Below are 14717 nucleotides of genomic sequence, written 5' to 3'. Positions count from 1 at the left end.
TGGCCATTTCGTCCATCAAGTTCAAGAGCGAAGACTTCCGCCTGGTGCAGATGATTGCCACGGCGCAGATTGCGTTTTTGGCGCGCAAAGACATTCCGGCCAACAGCGTCGATGAGTTTCTGGACTATGCGCGCAAGATGGCCAAAGAGGGCAAGCCCGTCACCTACGCCTCGGTAGGGCCTGGCAGCTTCTACCACCTGCTGGGCGAGCATTTGTCCAAAACCACCGGTATTGCCATGACGCATGTGCCCTACAAAGGCGCCGCGCCCGCCAGCCAGGATTTGATTGCCAGCCAGGTCGATATCTTCCTGGGGCCCTACGGCAAAATGTACGAAGGCTTGTACAAGGACGGCAAGATCAAGATCCTGGCCATGCTCAACAAGACGCGCGAAGAAAGCACCAAGCAATACCCCCTGATCACCGAGAGCAAGCAGCTCAAGGACTTTGATTTCAATATCTGGACGGGTTACTTCGTCAAGAAAGACACGCCCGAGCCCATCGTGCAGGTGCTGCACAAGGCCATCACCGACACGCTGAGCGATCCGACCGTCCACGCCGGCCTGGAGGCCAGCAGCCAGCTGACGGCCAAGCCGCTGCCGCTGGCGGCGGTGGGCAAGGCCTATGCCGACGGTACGGCACAGTTCCGTGCCATTGCCAAGTCCATCAATTTGCAGGCGCAGTAACACCATGCCAGGCACCCTGTCCCGCAGCCCCGGCACCTTGTCGGCCTTGCACGCCTTGTCGGCGGAGTTCACGGCGCTGCGCCGCGACATCCATCGCCACCCCGAACTGGGCTACCAGGAGTTCCGTACCAGTGAGCTGGTGGCCCAGCGGCTGGCCTCCTGGGGCTACCGCGTCACGCGCGGCCTGGGGGGTACGGGGGTGGTGGGCCAGCTGGTGTGTGGCCAGGGCGGCAAGCGATTGGGCCTGCGCGCCGATATGGATGCGCTGCCCATCCAGGAAGCCACCGGCCTGCCGCACGCCAGCAGCCACGCTGGCCTGATGCACGCCTGTGGTCATGACGGCCACACCGCCATGCTGCTGGCCGCAGCCAAGCACCTGGCCGAGCACGGCCAGTTTGATGGCACGCTCAACCTCATCTTTCAGCCTGCCGAGGAGGGCCTGGGCGGCGCCAAAAAGATGATGGAAGACGGCCTGTTTGAGCAGTTTCCGTGCGACGCCATTTTTGCCATGCACAACATGCCGGGTTTTCCGCGCGGCCAGTTGCTGCTGCGCGAGGGCGCCACCATGGCCTCCAGCGAGAACATCACCATCACGCTGCAAGGCCAGGGCGGCCATGGCGCCATGCCGCACGTGGCCATCGATCCGGTGGTGGCCGGTGCGGCCATCGTGATGGGCTTGCAGACCATCGTGGCGCGCAATGTGCCGCCGCTGCACATGGCGGTGATCACCGTCGGCGCTTTCCAGGCGGGCGAGGCCAACAACGTGATTCCACAAACGGCCACGCTGAAACTGAGCGTGCGCTCGCTAGACCGCGCGGTGCGCCAGCTGCTCAACCGCCGCATCCGCGAGCTGGTCGAGGCGCAGGCGCACAGCTACGGCTGCCAGGCCACGGTGGATTTTCAGGGGGGCTACCCGGTGCTGGTCAACACCCAGCCCGAGACCGAGTTTGCGCGCCAGGTGGCGCTGGAGCTGCTGGGGGCCGACCAGGTGGTGCTGCAAACGGCCCCCCTGACCGGCAGCGAGGACTTTGCCTTCATGCTGGAGCAGGTGCCGGGCAGCTATCTGTTCATTGGCAACGGCGACGCGGCCAGCGGCGGCCACGGCGCCTGCATGGTGCACAACCCGAACTACGATTTTGACGACGGCAACATCGCCATCGGCAGCGCCTACTGGGTGCGGTTGACCGAGCGGTTTTTGTCGGCCTGAATCGTGCCGGGGCGTCCGGGCAGAGCGGTGCGGCGGGTCAGCTGCCCAGGTAGTGCCAGGCCCATTGCTGTTGCAGGCGCAGCCAATCGGCGGCATCAGGCACGTGGGCTTGCAGGGCGTTCCAGTCGCAGGCCAGCTCCAGCGGTGCGCCGGTGGCGGGGTGGGGCACGGTCAGCGATTGCGCGTGCAGCCACAGCCGTGTCTGCCCCAGTTGCTCTGCCCACCAGCGGTTGAGCGGGCCTTTGCCGTGGGTAGCGTCGCCCAAAATGGGGTGGGCCAGGTGCTTGAGGTGGCGCCGGATCTGGTGGCGCCGCCCGGTCGTGGGCACGGCTTCGACCAGCGAGGCGCGCGTGGTGGGGTGGCGCGCATCAAAGCACGCGTTCAACTCCAGGCGCGCCAGGCAGCGAAAGCGGGTGTGGGCGTCTTGCACCGGCGCATCCGGGGGCGCATCGTCGGGGCGCAGAGGGTGGTGGACGTCGGCGTGTTCCGGCAACCAGCCGCGCACCAGGGCGATGTAGCGTTTGTGCGTGCGCTGCTGCTCAAAGGCCAGGCCCAGGGCGCGGGCGGCATCGCTGTGCAGCGCCATCACGAGCACGCCGCAGGTGCCTTTGTCGAGCCGGTGTACCGGGTACACGCGCTGGCCCAGCTGGTCGCGCAGGGTTTGCAGCACGAAGCGGGTTTCGCCCGCGTCCAGCCCGGTGCGGTGTACCAGCCAGCCTGCGGGCTTGTATACCGCCACCAGATGTTCATCGCGCCACAGGATGTGCAGCGGGCCGGGGATGCTGGCATCGGTACCGGCACGGTCGTGCGCCTGCGGTGCCGGGCTGGTGGGCGGCAGGGGCGGTGGTGGCAGGTTGCTCATCGTGCGCTGGCGTGTGGCATCAGCGGCGCTGGTAGCGGCGGCGGTAGTCCCACGGCGCCAGCGGGCGCGCTTGCGACCACAGCCCGACTTTGCTGGCCCGGGCCTCGCGTTGCAGGGGCACCAGTTGCGGGTGCTGCTTGGCGTAGGGCGTGTACACCCAGGCCAGGCCTGCACGCACCTGGGCCGTGGCCACGTCGGTGTTGCCGCAGCGCACGCTGGCCACGGTGCGGCCATATCTGTCGGTTTCGTGCGGCTGTATGGTGGCCGTGCGCCCGGCGCACAGCTTGAGCAGGTTGAGCCGCGCGCGGGTGCCAAAGGCTTGTCGGCTTTCGGGGGCGTCGATGGCGGCAATGCGCACTTTGACGGGTTGGGCGTAGGCGCCACGCTGGTTGCAGCGGGCGGTAAGGGTGTCGCCATCGCTCACGGCGACGACCAGGCACAGCATGACGGCAAGGGACACGGGAGACAAAAAGACAGCAAGCAAAACGGGCCAGGGCCGCAGGCGGTGCCGTATGGCCACCGCCCAGCGCCGTGGGCGGGGGGCGAACTATAGCGTTTGCCCGCGTACTTGGCAGCGCGTGTGCCGATTGCCTTATTTTTAGGCGCTGCGTCAAAACCCAATGCTGGCGCGGCTTTGCGCGCTTGTCCACGAAGTTATCCACAGATTGGCCCACAGTGTCTGGGTACAAATAGGCGGCGGTTGTGGGCCCTGCCGGGGTGCCTGGATGCGGGTGGCTTGTGGCCGGTGTGGGGTGGGTAGGGCTGGTGGGGGCGGTCAATTTTTAGTCAAAACTGGCTCAAAGCCTTACGCACTGGGCGCAAGCAGCTATCAAAATAGTCAATTCAAAGGCCGCACGGGGCGCTGTGGCGGCATGGCAGCGGCGCTTTGCCTGTTTTTTGGGCGGTGCTGACAAACCCAGTGCTGGCGCGGGTTTGGCGCACTTGTCCGGGTAGTTGTCCACAGCTTGGCGCACAGCTGCGGGGGACAAGCTGGGGGCCGGGGGCTGCGCACAGGTGGGCATCGCCGACAATGCCCCATTGCGGCGCTGCGCCCTTCCTCTTTTTTGCTGCCTTGTTGTTGAAAGCCGTATTCCTGTGATCAAGGGCCTTGTGGCGTCCGTGCTGGCGTCGTTGTTGTTTGGCGCGATTTACTACTTGTCGCCGTTTTTGGCGCCGCTCGACGGGGAGCAGATTTTTGGCTGGCGCGTGCTCCTGACACTGCCCTTTACGACGGCGCTGCTGCTGTGGTGGGGTGAGGGCGCGCAGGTGCGGCTGCTGGCCATTCGGGTGTGCCAGCGCCCGGTGCTGGCACTGGGCCTGTGCCTGAGTGCAGCGCTGCTGGGTGTGCAGCTGTGGCTGTTCATGTGGGCGCCGCTGCAAGGGCGGGCGCTGCCGGTGTCGCTGGGCTACTTTTTGCTGCCGCTGGCATTGGTGCTGGTGGGGCGGCTGTTTTACCGCGAGCGCCTGGGCCGGGCCCAGCTGCTGGCCAGCGCCCTGGCCGGTGCCGGTGTGGCGCACGAACTGCTGCGCGTGGGCGGCGTTTCCTGGGAGACGGCGTTGGTGGCGCTGGGCTATCCGGCGTATTTCATGCTACGGCGTTTTTTGCGCACCGAAGGGCTGGCAGGCCACTGGCTTGACATGCTGCTGCTGGCCCCGGCGGCGCTGTGGTTTACCCTGCGGGCGCCGACGAGCTGGCCGCTGGTGGCGGACACCCCCGCGCTGCCACTGTTGCTGCCCGCGCTGGGGCTGGTCAGCGCGGTGGCGCTGGCGCTGTACATGGCCGCCAGCCGCTGGCTGCCCATGGGGCTGTTTGGCCTGCTCTCGTATGTCGAGCCGGTGCTGCTGGTGCTGGTGGCGCTGCTGCTGGGCGAGTCGCTGGCGCCGGGGCAGTGGCCCACATATGCCTTCGTGTTTGCCGCTGTGGGCGTGCTGGTGCTCGAAGGCGTGTGGCGCCTGTGGCACACACCCCAGGCGCTGGCCAAGACCGCACCGTGATACGGCGCTGAGTGCGCAAACATGTTCCGGGCGGGGCCATGTACTGGTTTTTTTCAATCACTCACCAAAGGAAGAAACATGGATCAACCCATCCGAATCGCTATCGCTGGCCACGGCAACCTGGGCCGAGGTGTGGAGGCCGCCTTGGTCAAAAACCCCGACATGCAGCTGGTGGGCCTCTACACCCGCCGCGCGCCCGAGCGCATCACACCGCTGCAAGCGGGAACCCCGGTGTACGCCATGGGCGCCCTGCACGGGCACACCGACCAGATCGACGTGCTGATTCTGTGCGGCGGCTCCAAGACCGACCTGCCCCAGCAAGGCCCCGCGTTGGCAGCGCTGTTCAACACGGTGGACAGCTTTGACACGCACGCGTGCATCCCTGAATACTTTGCTGCCGTGGACGCGCCCGCCCGTGCCCACGGCAAAACCGCGCTGATTTCTGCGGGCTGGGACCCGGGCATGTTCTCGGTGCAGCGCGTCATGGGCGAGGCGCTGTTGCCCGATGGCGCCACCTACACCTTCTGGGGCAAGGGCTTGAGCCAGGGGCATTCCGACGCCATCCGCCGCATCTCGGGCGTGGCGGCGGGCGTGCAATACACCATCCCTGTGCCCGAAGCGGTGGAGCAGGTGCGCAGCGGCACCCGCCCGGTGCTGAGCACGCGCCAGAAGCACCGGCGCGAATGCTTTGTGGTGCTGCAAACCGGCGCAGACCCCGGCACCGTGCGCCGCGCCATCGTCACCATGCCGCACTACTTTGATGAATACGACACGCAGGTTCACTTCATCACCCACGAGGAACTGCGCCGCGACCACAGCGCCATGCCACACGGCGGCTTTGTCATTCGCAGCGGCAACACCACGCCCGAAAACGGCCAGGTGATTGAGTACGGCCTCACGCTGGACAGCAACCCCGAGTTCACCGCCAGCGTGCTGGTGGCCTATGCCCGTGCGGTGTACCGCCTGCACCAGCAGGGGCAGTACGGCGCCAAAACGGTGCTGGACGTGGCGCCGGGCTTGCTGTCGCCGCACAGCCCCGAGCATTTGCGCGCGCATGCGTTGTGATCACTTTTGAGTGCCGAATAGGTTTCTAGCGCTTGCTGGGTGAGCGCTAGTAGCTATCATTTTTGAAAAAATCACCAGCCACTTTCCATGGCTGGCAAAAAAATCCAGGTTCCTATATGAATTTCATATAGGAGGCGGTTACACTGCGCCTCCTATATGAATTCCACACTGCGCATTCCGCTCAATGCTTCGCCTGAACAGGTGCAGCGCCTGCAGGCTTTGCAGCAGGGCTTTGCGCAGGTGTGCAACGCACTGGCGCCGCTGGTGCAGCAAACGCGCATCTGGAACCGGGTGGCGCTGCACCACCTGGCCTACCGGCAGTTGCGTGAGCAGTTTCCCGAGATGGGCTCGCAGATGGTGTGCAACGCGATTTACTCCGTCTCGCGCACCTGCCGGCTGGTGTTTCAGCACCCGGCCAGCCCCTTTCACCTGACGCGCCTGGGCGACAAGCCGCTGCCGCGGCTGCGCTTTGCACCCAGCTGCCCCGTGTACTTTGACCGGCACACCCTGAGCCTCAAGGGCGGGCAGTTGTCCATGTTCACGTTGGACGGGCGCATGCGCTTTCAGCTGGCGTTGCGCCCCGAAGACGAGGCGGCGTTCCATGCCAGCAAACTGCGCGAGATCGTGCTGGCTTGCCGCCCTGATGGCGTGTACGTGCTGTCGTTCTTTTTGGTCGATCCCGATGAGCCCGCCGTGGCCAGCAGTCCTGCCTTGCCCGACGGTGGCGAAATTCCCGAGTATGTGATGGTTGAAGAAGTGGCATGAACCCCAACAAACCCCCGTCTGAACTGCGCACGGCCCTGGCCGATTTGCGCCCTTATTTTGTCCGCGCTGGCTGGTTCAGCGTGCTCACCAGCTTGCTGGTGCTGGCGCCCACAGGCTACATGCTGGAAGTCTATGGCCGCGTAGTCAACAGCCGCAGCCATACCACGCTGGTCATGTTGACCTTGCTGGTGCTGGGCGTGTATGTGCTCATGGAAGTGCTGGAGTGGGCCCGTGGCGAACTGATGCGCGCCGCTGGCAATGCCCTGGATGCGAAGTTGTCCGGACGTATTTTTCAGGCGATTTTCGAGGCCAACCTGCGCCGCATTCCCGGCGGCACGCAGCAGCCGCTGAACGATTTTCGGCAGGTGCGCGATTTTCTGTCTTCGCCCGCGCTGCTGGCCATGATGGAGGTGCCCGTGGCGCTGGTGTGCGCGGTGCTGCTGTTTTTGATCAGCCCGGTGCTGGGCTGGGTGTCGCTGGTGTTTGCCCTGGTGCTGACGGTGGTGGGCTGGTTCAACGAGCGTAGCACCAAGCCCACGCTGATGGAGGCCAACCGCAGCGCCATCGCCGCCCAGCAGTACGCCGACGGCTCGCTGCGCAATGCCCAGGTGATCGAGTCCATGGGCATGCTGCGTGATATCCACGCCCGCTGGATGGACAAGCAGCGTGAGTTTTTGAACCTGCAGGCAAAAGCCTCGGAGGCTGCGGGTGGTTACCAGGCCGTCTCCAAGCTGCTGCAAACCACCTTGAGTTCGCTGCTGCTGGGCCTGGGCTGCTGGCTGCTGCTGCACAACAGCCTCAATGGTGGCGACGGGATGATGATCATTGCATCGGTACTGGGTGGGCGCATGCTGGCGCCGCTGGTGCAGGTGGTGGCCCAGTGGCAGGCCGTGGTCAATGTGCGCGACGCTTGGACGCGCCTCGATAACCTGCTGACCGCCGTGCCCCCGCGCCCCGAGAACATGGCTTTGCCCGCACCGCGCGGCGCTGTGCAGGTCGAGCAACTGGTGGCCGGTGCGCCCGGCACACAGGCTGGCAACATCCTCAAAGGCGTAGCGTTTGCGCTGGCGCCGGGTGAGGTGCTGGCGGTGGTCGGCCCCTCGGCCTCGGGCAAGACGACGCTGGCGCGTCTGCTGACCGGGCTGTGGCCTGCAGCCATGGGCAAGGTGCGTCTGGATGGCGTGGATGTGTTCACCTGGGACAAAGCCGAGCTGGGCCCCTGCGTGGGCTATCTGCCCCAGGGTGTGGAGCTGTTCGAGGGCTCGGTGGCTGAGAACATCGCCCGCTTTGGCCAGGTGGATCACACCCAGGTCGAGGCCGCAGCCCGCGCCGTGGGCCTGCATGAATTCATTCTGACCCTGCCCCAGGGTTACGACAGCCCGGTGGGCGATGGCGGCGCGCGCCTGTCGGGCGGCCAGCGCCAGCGCATCGGCCTGGCACGGGCTATTTACGGCAACCCGGTGTTTGTCGTGCTCGACGAGCCCAACTCCAGCCTGGACGAAGAGGGCGACGCCGCCCTGGCCCGCACCATCGCCACCCTGAAGGCGCGTGGCACCACCTTTGTGGTGATGACGCACCGCACCAGCGTGCTGGCCGTGGCCGACAAGATGCTGGTGCTGCGCGATGGGCAAATGCAGGCTTTTGGACCGCGCGACGAGGTGCTGGCTGCGCTGCAGCAAGCGGCGCAGCCAGCACAGCGGCCCCAGGCTGCACCCGCAGCGGCCACGCGCATGGCCTGAGCCACGGAATCCAAGACCATGAAAAAAACTGCTTTCTTCAACCGCAGCGAACTGACGCAGGTGCTGTGGAGCTTTCGCCGCGAATTCCTGATGGTGGGCTTGTTCAGCATGGTGGCCAACGTGCTGATGCTCTCGCCCACGCTGTACATGCTGCAGGTCTTTGACCGCGTCATGCTCAGCCGCAGCGAGCTGACGCTGCTGGCGGTGTCGCTGATCACTTTGTTTTTGTTTGGTGTGATGGCCTTTGCCGAGTGGATGCGCTCGCGGGTGCTGGTGCGCACGGGCGTGCGGCTGGATGCGGCGCTGGGCACGCGGGTGTTCAATGCCAGCTTCGAGTCGTACCTGAGCCAGTCCAGCAGCGGCCCGGCCAAAGCGTTTGGTGATCTGATCCAGATTCGCCAGTTCATCACCGGCAACGGCATATTTGCCTTCTTCGATGCGCCCTGGGCGCCGGTGTACCTGGTGGTGTTGTTCTTCCTGCACCCCATGCTGGGCTGGCTGGCCATTGTGTTTGCCTTGGTGCAAATGGCGCTGGCCTGGCTGGGCCACAGCCGCACCGTAGCGCCCGCTGAGGCGGCATCCAAGGCCAGCAGCGAATCGGGTTCCTACCTGCAAAGCAAGCTGCGCAACGCGGAAACGCTCGAATCCATGGGCATGGTGAGCAACCTGCGTCCGCACTGGGCGCAGCGCCACCAGCAGACGCTGCAATTGCAGTCGGCGGCGCAGGCCATCACGGGGCGCATCACAGCGTTGAGCAAGTTCATCCGCTACTCGCAGCAATCGCTGGCGCTGGGTGCCGGGGCCTTGCTGGTGATTGACGGCCAGCTCTCGCCCGGGGGCATGATTGCCGCCAACGTGTTGATGACGCGCGCGCTCTCGCCGATCGACATGTTGGTGGGTACTTGGCGCGGGTTTATCAGCGCCCGTTCGGCTTTCGAGCGACTCGAAGCCTTGCTGCGCGACTACCCCGAGCGCGATCCAGCCCTCTCGCGCGTGGCGCCCCAAGGCGCATTGACGTTGCGTGATGTGGTGGCCACCGCGCCGGGCCGCAAAACCCCCATCCTCAAGGGGGTGAGCACGGCAGTGCAGGCGGGCACCGTCACGGTGGTGCTTGGCCCTTCGGGTTCGGGCAAGTCCACACTGGCGCGCTGCATGGTGGGCATCTGGCCGGATGTCTCGGGCGAGGTGCTGCTGGACGGCCTGCCCATCAACGGCTGGGACCGCACCGAGCTGGGCCCCCACCTGGGCTACTTGCCCCAAGACATCGAGCTGTTCGAGGGCACGATTGCCGAGAACATCGCCCGTTTTGGCGAGGTGGTGTCCGACAAGGTGATTGCCGCCGCGCGCAGCGCCGGGCTGCACGAAATGATTTTGCGTTTCCCCAAAGGCTACGACACCCCGATTGGCGAAGCCGGCGGCCTGCTCTCAGGCGGGCAGCGCCAGCGCATCGGGCTGGCGAGGGCGGTGTATGGCGATCCGGTACTGGTCGTGCTCGATGAGCCCAATGCCAACCTGGACGACGTGGGCGAAGCCGCCCTGGTGCGTGCCGTGCAGGAGCTCAAGGCCCAGGGGCGCACGGTGTTTCTGATTACCCACCGGCCCGGCATTCTGGCCGTGGCCGACCGCCTGCTCATCCTCAAGGACGGCCAGGTGCAGGCTGATGGCCCGCGCGACCAGGTACTGGCAGCGCTGCGCAACGCCCAGGCACAGGCCCAGGCCCAGGCCACCGCGCAAGCGCCAGGTGGTTCAGGCACGGGGACAGCGCCCCAGCCCGCTTGATGGCAGCGCCGGTTTTTCTGCTTTTATGACATCCAACTTTGTCGAGTTTTGACATGGGTACACCACTTTTGAGTTCTTCTTCTGCCAGCAAAAGCCTTGTCGGTGCCGTCGCCGACGTGCCCGGTGTGGGTGCAGCGCCTGCCCCGGCCACAGACGCCCGGCGCGTGGGCCGCGTGGGCCTGTGGGCGCTGGCCATCGGGTTTGGCGGATTTTTGCTGTGGGCCGGGCTGGCGCCCCTGGACGAGGGCGTGCCAGGCCAGGGCCTCGTGGCCATCGACACCAAGCGCAAGGCGGTCCAGCACCTGAGCGGCGGCATCGTCAAGGAAGTGCTGGTGCGCGAGGGCGATGTGGTCAAAGAGGGCCAGCTGCTGGTTCGCCTGGACGAGGCGGTGGCGCGCGCCAACCACGAATCTTCGCGCCAGCGCTACCTGGGCTTGCGCGCCATGCAGGCGCGTCTGGAGGCCGAGCAACTGGGCCGTGCCAGTGTGCGCTTCCATGCCGATCTGGAGGCGGCTGCGTCCGATCCGCTGATCCGTCAGCAAATGCTCAACCAGGAGCAATTGTTCATGACCCGGCGCAACCTGCTGCGCTCGGATTTGCAATCGATTGAAGAAAACATCCAGGGCCAGCAAGGGCTGCTGACTGCCTACGCCAGCATGTTGACCCACCGGCGCAGCCAGCTGGCCTTGATCAACGAGGAGCTGGGCAATTTGCGCGGGCTGGTCAAAGAGGGTTATGCACCGCGCAACCGCCAGCTGGAGATGGAGCGCATGGTGGCTGACTCCAGCTCTGCGATCGCCGATTTGCAGGGCAATACCGTGCGTGCCCAGCGCGCCATTGGTGAGCTGCGCCAGCGTGCCATGTCGCGCCAGCAGGACTTCCGCCGTGAGGTGGAGACGCAGCTGGCCGATGTCAGCCGCGAGGTGTTGTCTGAGGAACAGAAGTTCAAGGCCGTGACCAACGACCTGGAGCGTACCGAGATCAAGGCGCCAGCAGCGGGTCAGGTGGTGAGTCTGGCAGTGCAGACCGTGGGTGGCGTGGTGCAACCGGGGCAGAAGCTCATGGACATCGTCCCTGGTGATGAGCCCTTGCTGCTCGAAGCCCATGTGGCGCCGCACCTGATCGACAGGGTGCATGCACAGCTGCCGGTGGATGTGCGCTTTTCTTCGTTTGCGCATTCGCCGCAGTTGGTGGTGCAGGGGCAGGTGGTGTCGGTATCGGCTGACTTGCTCACTGAACCGCAGACTGGCGTGACCTATTACCTGGCGCGCGTGCAGGTAACCCCCGAGGGCATGAAGACACTGGGCAAGCGCCAGTTGCAGCCCGGTATGCCGGTGGAGGTGGTATTTAAGACCGGCGAACGTTCCATGCTGACGTATTTGCTGCACCCGTTGCTCAAGCGCGTGTCTGCCTCCATGAAAGAGGAGTGAGCGGTGTTGATAAGTTTTTTCCACTTTCCTGCTGTGGCCCCGTGCCGCAGTGCCTGGGTGCTGCGCACCGCAGTGGCCAGCGCGTGCGCGGCACTGCTGTCCACCACCGCCCATGCCATGGACTTGCGCCAGGCCTATGAAGCCGCCTATGCCAACGACGCGCAAATCCGCGCTGCGCGCTCGGGCGCCGAGGCCAGCCGTGAGCGCCTGCCGCAGGCGCGCGCTCAGCTGCTGCCTAACGTGTCGCTCAGCGTGGGCCGCAACCACAACGACCTGACCAGCAAGGGCCGCAACTTTGCCGGTCAGCCCACTACCAGCAAAAACGAGTATTACTCTGGCAACCAGACCTTGTCTGTGCGCCAGCCGTTGTACCGCCCGTACCAGAGTGCGTCGGTGCGCCAGGCCGAGGCACAAGTGGAAGACGCTGATGCCACGCTGGAACGCGACGAGCAAAGCTTGGTCGTGCGCGTGGGTGAGGCTTATTTCGATGCACTGCTGGCCGAAGACCAGCTGGAGCTGGTGCTGGCACAAAAAACCACCTACAGCACCCAACTGGACGCTGCGCGCAAAGGCTTTGCCGCCGGTACGGGTACCCGCACCGATGTCGATGAGGCCCAGGCGCGCCTGGACATGACGGTGGCGCAGGAGCTGGAAGCACGGCAGAACCTGGACTTCACCCGCCATCGCATCGAGGTGCTGACCGGGCAGAGCATGGACACGCTGGCACGCCTGGATGTACAGCGCTTCCAGGCCACGCAGCCTGTACCCACCTCGGTGGATGCCTGGATGGAACGTGCCGAACAGGGCAGTCCCGAGTTGCGCGCATTGCGTGCCCAGCTGGAGGCCGCACGCCAGGAGGTGGACAAGGCGAACTCAGGCCATCTGCCCACCCTGGATGCCGTAGCGCAATGGGCACGCACCAACAGCGACAGCGTGACCAGCGTGAACTCGCGCTACGACAACAAAACGATTGGTTTGCAGTTGTCGGTGCCGCTGTATGGCGGTGGCTATGTCAGTTCTACAGTGCGCCAGGCAGTGGCCGGGCAAGAGCGGGCGAGTGAGATGCTGGAGGCCGCACGGCGTGATTTGGGCGTGCGTGTACACCGCGAGTTCCGGGCCATGACCGAGGGCGTGCTGCGCATCCAGGCGCTGGAGCAGGCCGTGCGCTCGGCAGACCAGGCCGTGCAATCCAACCGCCGCTCTTTTGCGGCTGGGGTGCGCACCACGATCGATGTGCTTAACGCCGAGCAGCAAAAAACCATGGCCCTGCGTGATCTGGCCCAGGCGCGGTATGTGTACCTGGTGTCACAGATGCGTCTGCAATCGTTGGCGGGGGAGGACAGGCTGGAGAGCGTTCGCCAAGTCAACACCTGGCTGGCGCAGTGACCAAGGCCTGGGCCTGGTGTGGCGCCTGCGGCGCGCGTCCAGCCCCGCCGTCAGCGCCGCCAGCGCGCCAGGCACAGCAGCGTGGTGGCTGCCATGTAGCGACCCACGCTGAGCCATGAATTGAAGATGCGCGACTGGCCTGCCACGCGCAGGTTCATAGTGACGGGTACCTCGGTGATATGCAGCCCGGCGCGGCGCACCATGATCAGTGCGCCCAAATCCTGGTAATCCAGCAAAGTAGCTTCGCGCGTGGCCAGCACGCGCATGGCGGCGCGGTTGTACAGCCGAAAACCCGATGTCAGGTCCCGCAGGTCAAAGCCTGCCAGTTCACGGAACCAGCGCCAGGCCAGTTGGCGCAGGGCGCTGGCGCGCTCTGGGAAGGCGCCGATCACCAAATCCGCACTTTGGCGCGCCTGTAGCAGCGTAGGGATTTCTTCCACCTCGTGCTGGCCGTCGGCGTCCATGGTGATGACGGCCTGGTAGCCGTGCGCTAGGGCGTGGCGTATGCCGGTTTGCATGCCGCCCCAGGCGCCCATGGATAAAGTGGGCCGCAGCACAATGGCGCCCGCCTGGCGGGCAATGGCGCCGGTGGCATCACTGCTTTGGTCGTCAATCACCAGCACATCAGTCCATCCGGCCGTCTGGAGCCGCTCCAGCATGGCGCCAATGGTGGTGGCTTCGTCGCGCGCAGGGATGACGATGAGCACATTTTTGCGTGGGTCGGGGGGGCAGCTGGCGGGGGCGGCCAGTGCGTACTGCGCGGCCACCTGGCGCTCGCAGGCAGCGATAGTGAAGTGCGCTTGCAGTGCCCGTTGTCCGGCCTGGCCCAGTTGTTGGCGCAGGGCTGGCTGGTGTTGCAGGTGAGCGATGGCATTTTTCCAGCTGGCCGGGTCTTGTGGCGCCGCGTGCAGACCAGCCCCCGATTGTTCTATGACCCACGGCATGCCCGAGCCTGGCAGTTGCGAGACGATGCAAGGGCGGCCATGGGCCATGGCTTCGAGCAGTACCACGCCAAAGGCTTCGGTGCGCTCGCGCGAGGCCAGGCAGAACACATCACAGCTTTGCAGCAATGCGTTTTTTTCGGCATCGCTCACGCTGCCGAGCAGGCGCACGGCGGGCGTCTGTCCGGTGGGCGTGGTGTGCGCTATCAGTGCCTGCAATGGGGCGTGTAGTTCGCCATCGCCGACGATCAGCAACTCCACGCCGGGCATATCGGCCACGGCTTCGATCAGTGTTTCGAAGCCTTTGTAATAGGTGAGCCGACCGATCGATAGCAGGCGCAGGGTGCCGGGGCGCCAAGGGCCGGTGCATGGGGTGGTTGCCGCAGTGTCTGGTGAGGTAGGCGCGGCGCTGGCCACATGGCCCAGGCCCAGCGGCACCACGGCACATTTGCTGCGCCAGGGCTGCAAGGGCTCACTGGCCTGCAAATACGGCGGCGAGGTGGCCATGATGCGTTCAGCGCGCTCCAGCACCGCCTGTTCAAACGGGCGGTAGGCGCGGTAGGCCAGCGCCACGGCGGCCCGGATGCGCGATACCACTACGTCCGAATGCCAATGCACCACCCACGGAATGGCACGGGCCTCGGACAGCGTGAGCGCCCAGAAGGCGGAGTTATTGGGCATGTGCAGGTGCAATACGTCGGGCCGGAACTGCCGAATCGCACGCGCCAGCGCGGCCCGAAATCCGACGGCAATTGGTGCATAGACCAGATGGCCTTGCACCGGCACGCGTATCAGCCAATCGGGGTCATCGGGCAGCGGGTCGCCATGCACCAAGGCGCACGCGTGCAGGCCCTGGGCGCGCTGG

The 14717-nt window shown here is 65.5% G+C and carries 12 protein-coding genes; 9 read left to right on the top strand and 3 right to left on the bottom strand.

The genetic code is table 11. The annotated features are described in order from the left end of the window. Together PHX69_RS10255 and PHX69_RS10250 are read left to right on the top strand one after the other, a co-directional pair. On the top strand, nucleotides 1–683 hold a 683-nt coding region (locus PHX69_RS10255), incomplete at its 5' end, for a tripartite tricarboxylate transporter substrate binding protein (protein WP_288043612.1). Nucleotides 684–687: 4 nt separating this feature from the next. Then, nucleotides 688–1890 (top strand): M20 aminoacylase family protein, encoded by a 1203-nt coding sequence (locus PHX69_RS10250; protein WP_288043611.1) that lies wholly within the window; start codon nucleotides 688–690, stop codon nucleotides 1888–1890. A 37-nt stretch (nucleotides 1891–1927) separates the two neighbouring features. On the opposite strand, the gene PHX69_RS10245 is transcribed toward PHX69_RS10250, so the two are convergent. Both PHX69_RS10245 and PHX69_RS10240 read right to left on the bottom strand, forming a co-directional pair. Then, nucleotides 1928–2752 (bottom strand): pseudouridine synthase, encoded by an 825-nt coding sequence (locus tag PHX69_RS10245; RefSeq protein WP_119011854.1) that lies wholly within the window; start codon nucleotides 2750–2752, stop codon nucleotides 1928–1930. 19 nt (nucleotides 2753–2771) lie between these two features. After that, nucleotides 2772–3212 carry a thermonuclease family protein gene (locus tag PHX69_RS10240; RefSeq protein ID WP_502958517.1) on the bottom strand — a complete coding sequence of 147 codons (441 nt, stop codon included), beginning with the start codon at nucleotides 3210–3212 and terminating at the stop codon, nucleotides 2772–2774. 635 nt (nucleotides 3213–3847) lie between these two features. Here PHX69_RS10240 and rarD point away from each other — a divergent pair. The 7 genes from rarD (at nucleotide 3848) to PHX69_RS10205 (ending at nucleotide 12911) form a co-directional block, all read left to right on the top strand. Beyond that, on the top strand, nucleotides 3848–4747 hold the full coding sequence (gene rarD, locus PHX69_RS10235; RefSeq protein WP_288043609.1) for an EamA family transporter RarD: 900 nt from the start codon (nucleotides 3848–3850) through the stop codon (nucleotides 4745–4747). A 78-nt stretch (nucleotides 4748–4825) separates the two neighbouring features. Then, nucleotides 4826–5812, top strand: coding sequence for a diaminopimelate dehydrogenase (locus PHX69_RS10230; RefSeq protein ID WP_288043608.1), 987 nt, complete (start codon nucleotides 4826–4828; stop codon nucleotides 5810–5812). A gap of 156 nt (nucleotides 5813–5968) precedes the next feature. Beyond that, nucleotides 5969–6577, top strand: coding sequence for a hypothetical protein (locus PHX69_RS10225; protein ID WP_288043607.1), 609 nt, complete (start codon nucleotides 5969–5971; stop codon nucleotides 6575–6577). Then, nucleotides 6574–8316 carry a type I secretion system permease/ATPase gene (locus PHX69_RS10220; RefSeq protein WP_288043606.1) on the top strand — a complete coding sequence of 581 codons (1743 nt, stop codon included), beginning with the start codon at nucleotides 6574–6576 and terminating at the stop codon, nucleotides 8314–8316. Before PHX69_RS10225 ends, PHX69_RS10220 begins: the two co-directional genes overlap by 4 nt. Before the next feature lie 18 nt (nucleotides 8317–8334). Beyond that, nucleotides 8335–10095 carry a type I secretion system permease/ATPase gene (locus tag PHX69_RS10215; protein WP_288043605.1) on the top strand — a complete coding sequence of 587 codons (1761 nt, stop codon included), beginning with the start codon at nucleotides 8335–8337 and terminating at the stop codon, nucleotides 10093–10095. 53 nt (nucleotides 10096–10148) lie between these two features. After that, the gene (locus PHX69_RS10210; RefSeq protein WP_288043604.1) at nucleotides 10149–11525 is read left to right on the top strand and encodes an HlyD family type I secretion periplasmic adaptor subunit; all 1377 of its coding nucleotides are present in this window, start codon (nucleotides 10149–10151) and stop codon (nucleotides 11523–11525) included. Nucleotides 11526–11528: 3 nt separating this feature from the next. Further along, nucleotides 11529–12911 carry a TolC family outer membrane protein gene (locus PHX69_RS10205; protein WP_288043603.1) on the top strand — a complete coding sequence of 461 codons (1383 nt, stop codon included), beginning with the start codon at nucleotides 11529–11531 and terminating at the stop codon, nucleotides 12909–12911. 50 nt (nucleotides 12912–12961) lie between these two features. Here PHX69_RS10205 and PHX69_RS10200 read toward each other — a convergent pair. Next, the coding region (locus tag PHX69_RS10200) for a glycosyltransferase (RefSeq protein ID WP_288043602.1) at nucleotides 12962–14717 on the bottom strand (1756 nt) is incomplete at its 5' end.

The organism is Simplicispira sp., assembly GCF_028687295.1.
In the GTDB taxonomy this organism is placed as follows: domain Bacteria; phylum Pseudomonadota; class Gammaproteobacteria; order Burkholderiales; family Burkholderiaceae_C; genus Simplicispira; species Simplicispira metamorpha.
The sequence above is the reverse complement of the archived record's forward strand: the minus strand, read 5'-3'. Positions and strand labels throughout refer to the sequence as shown.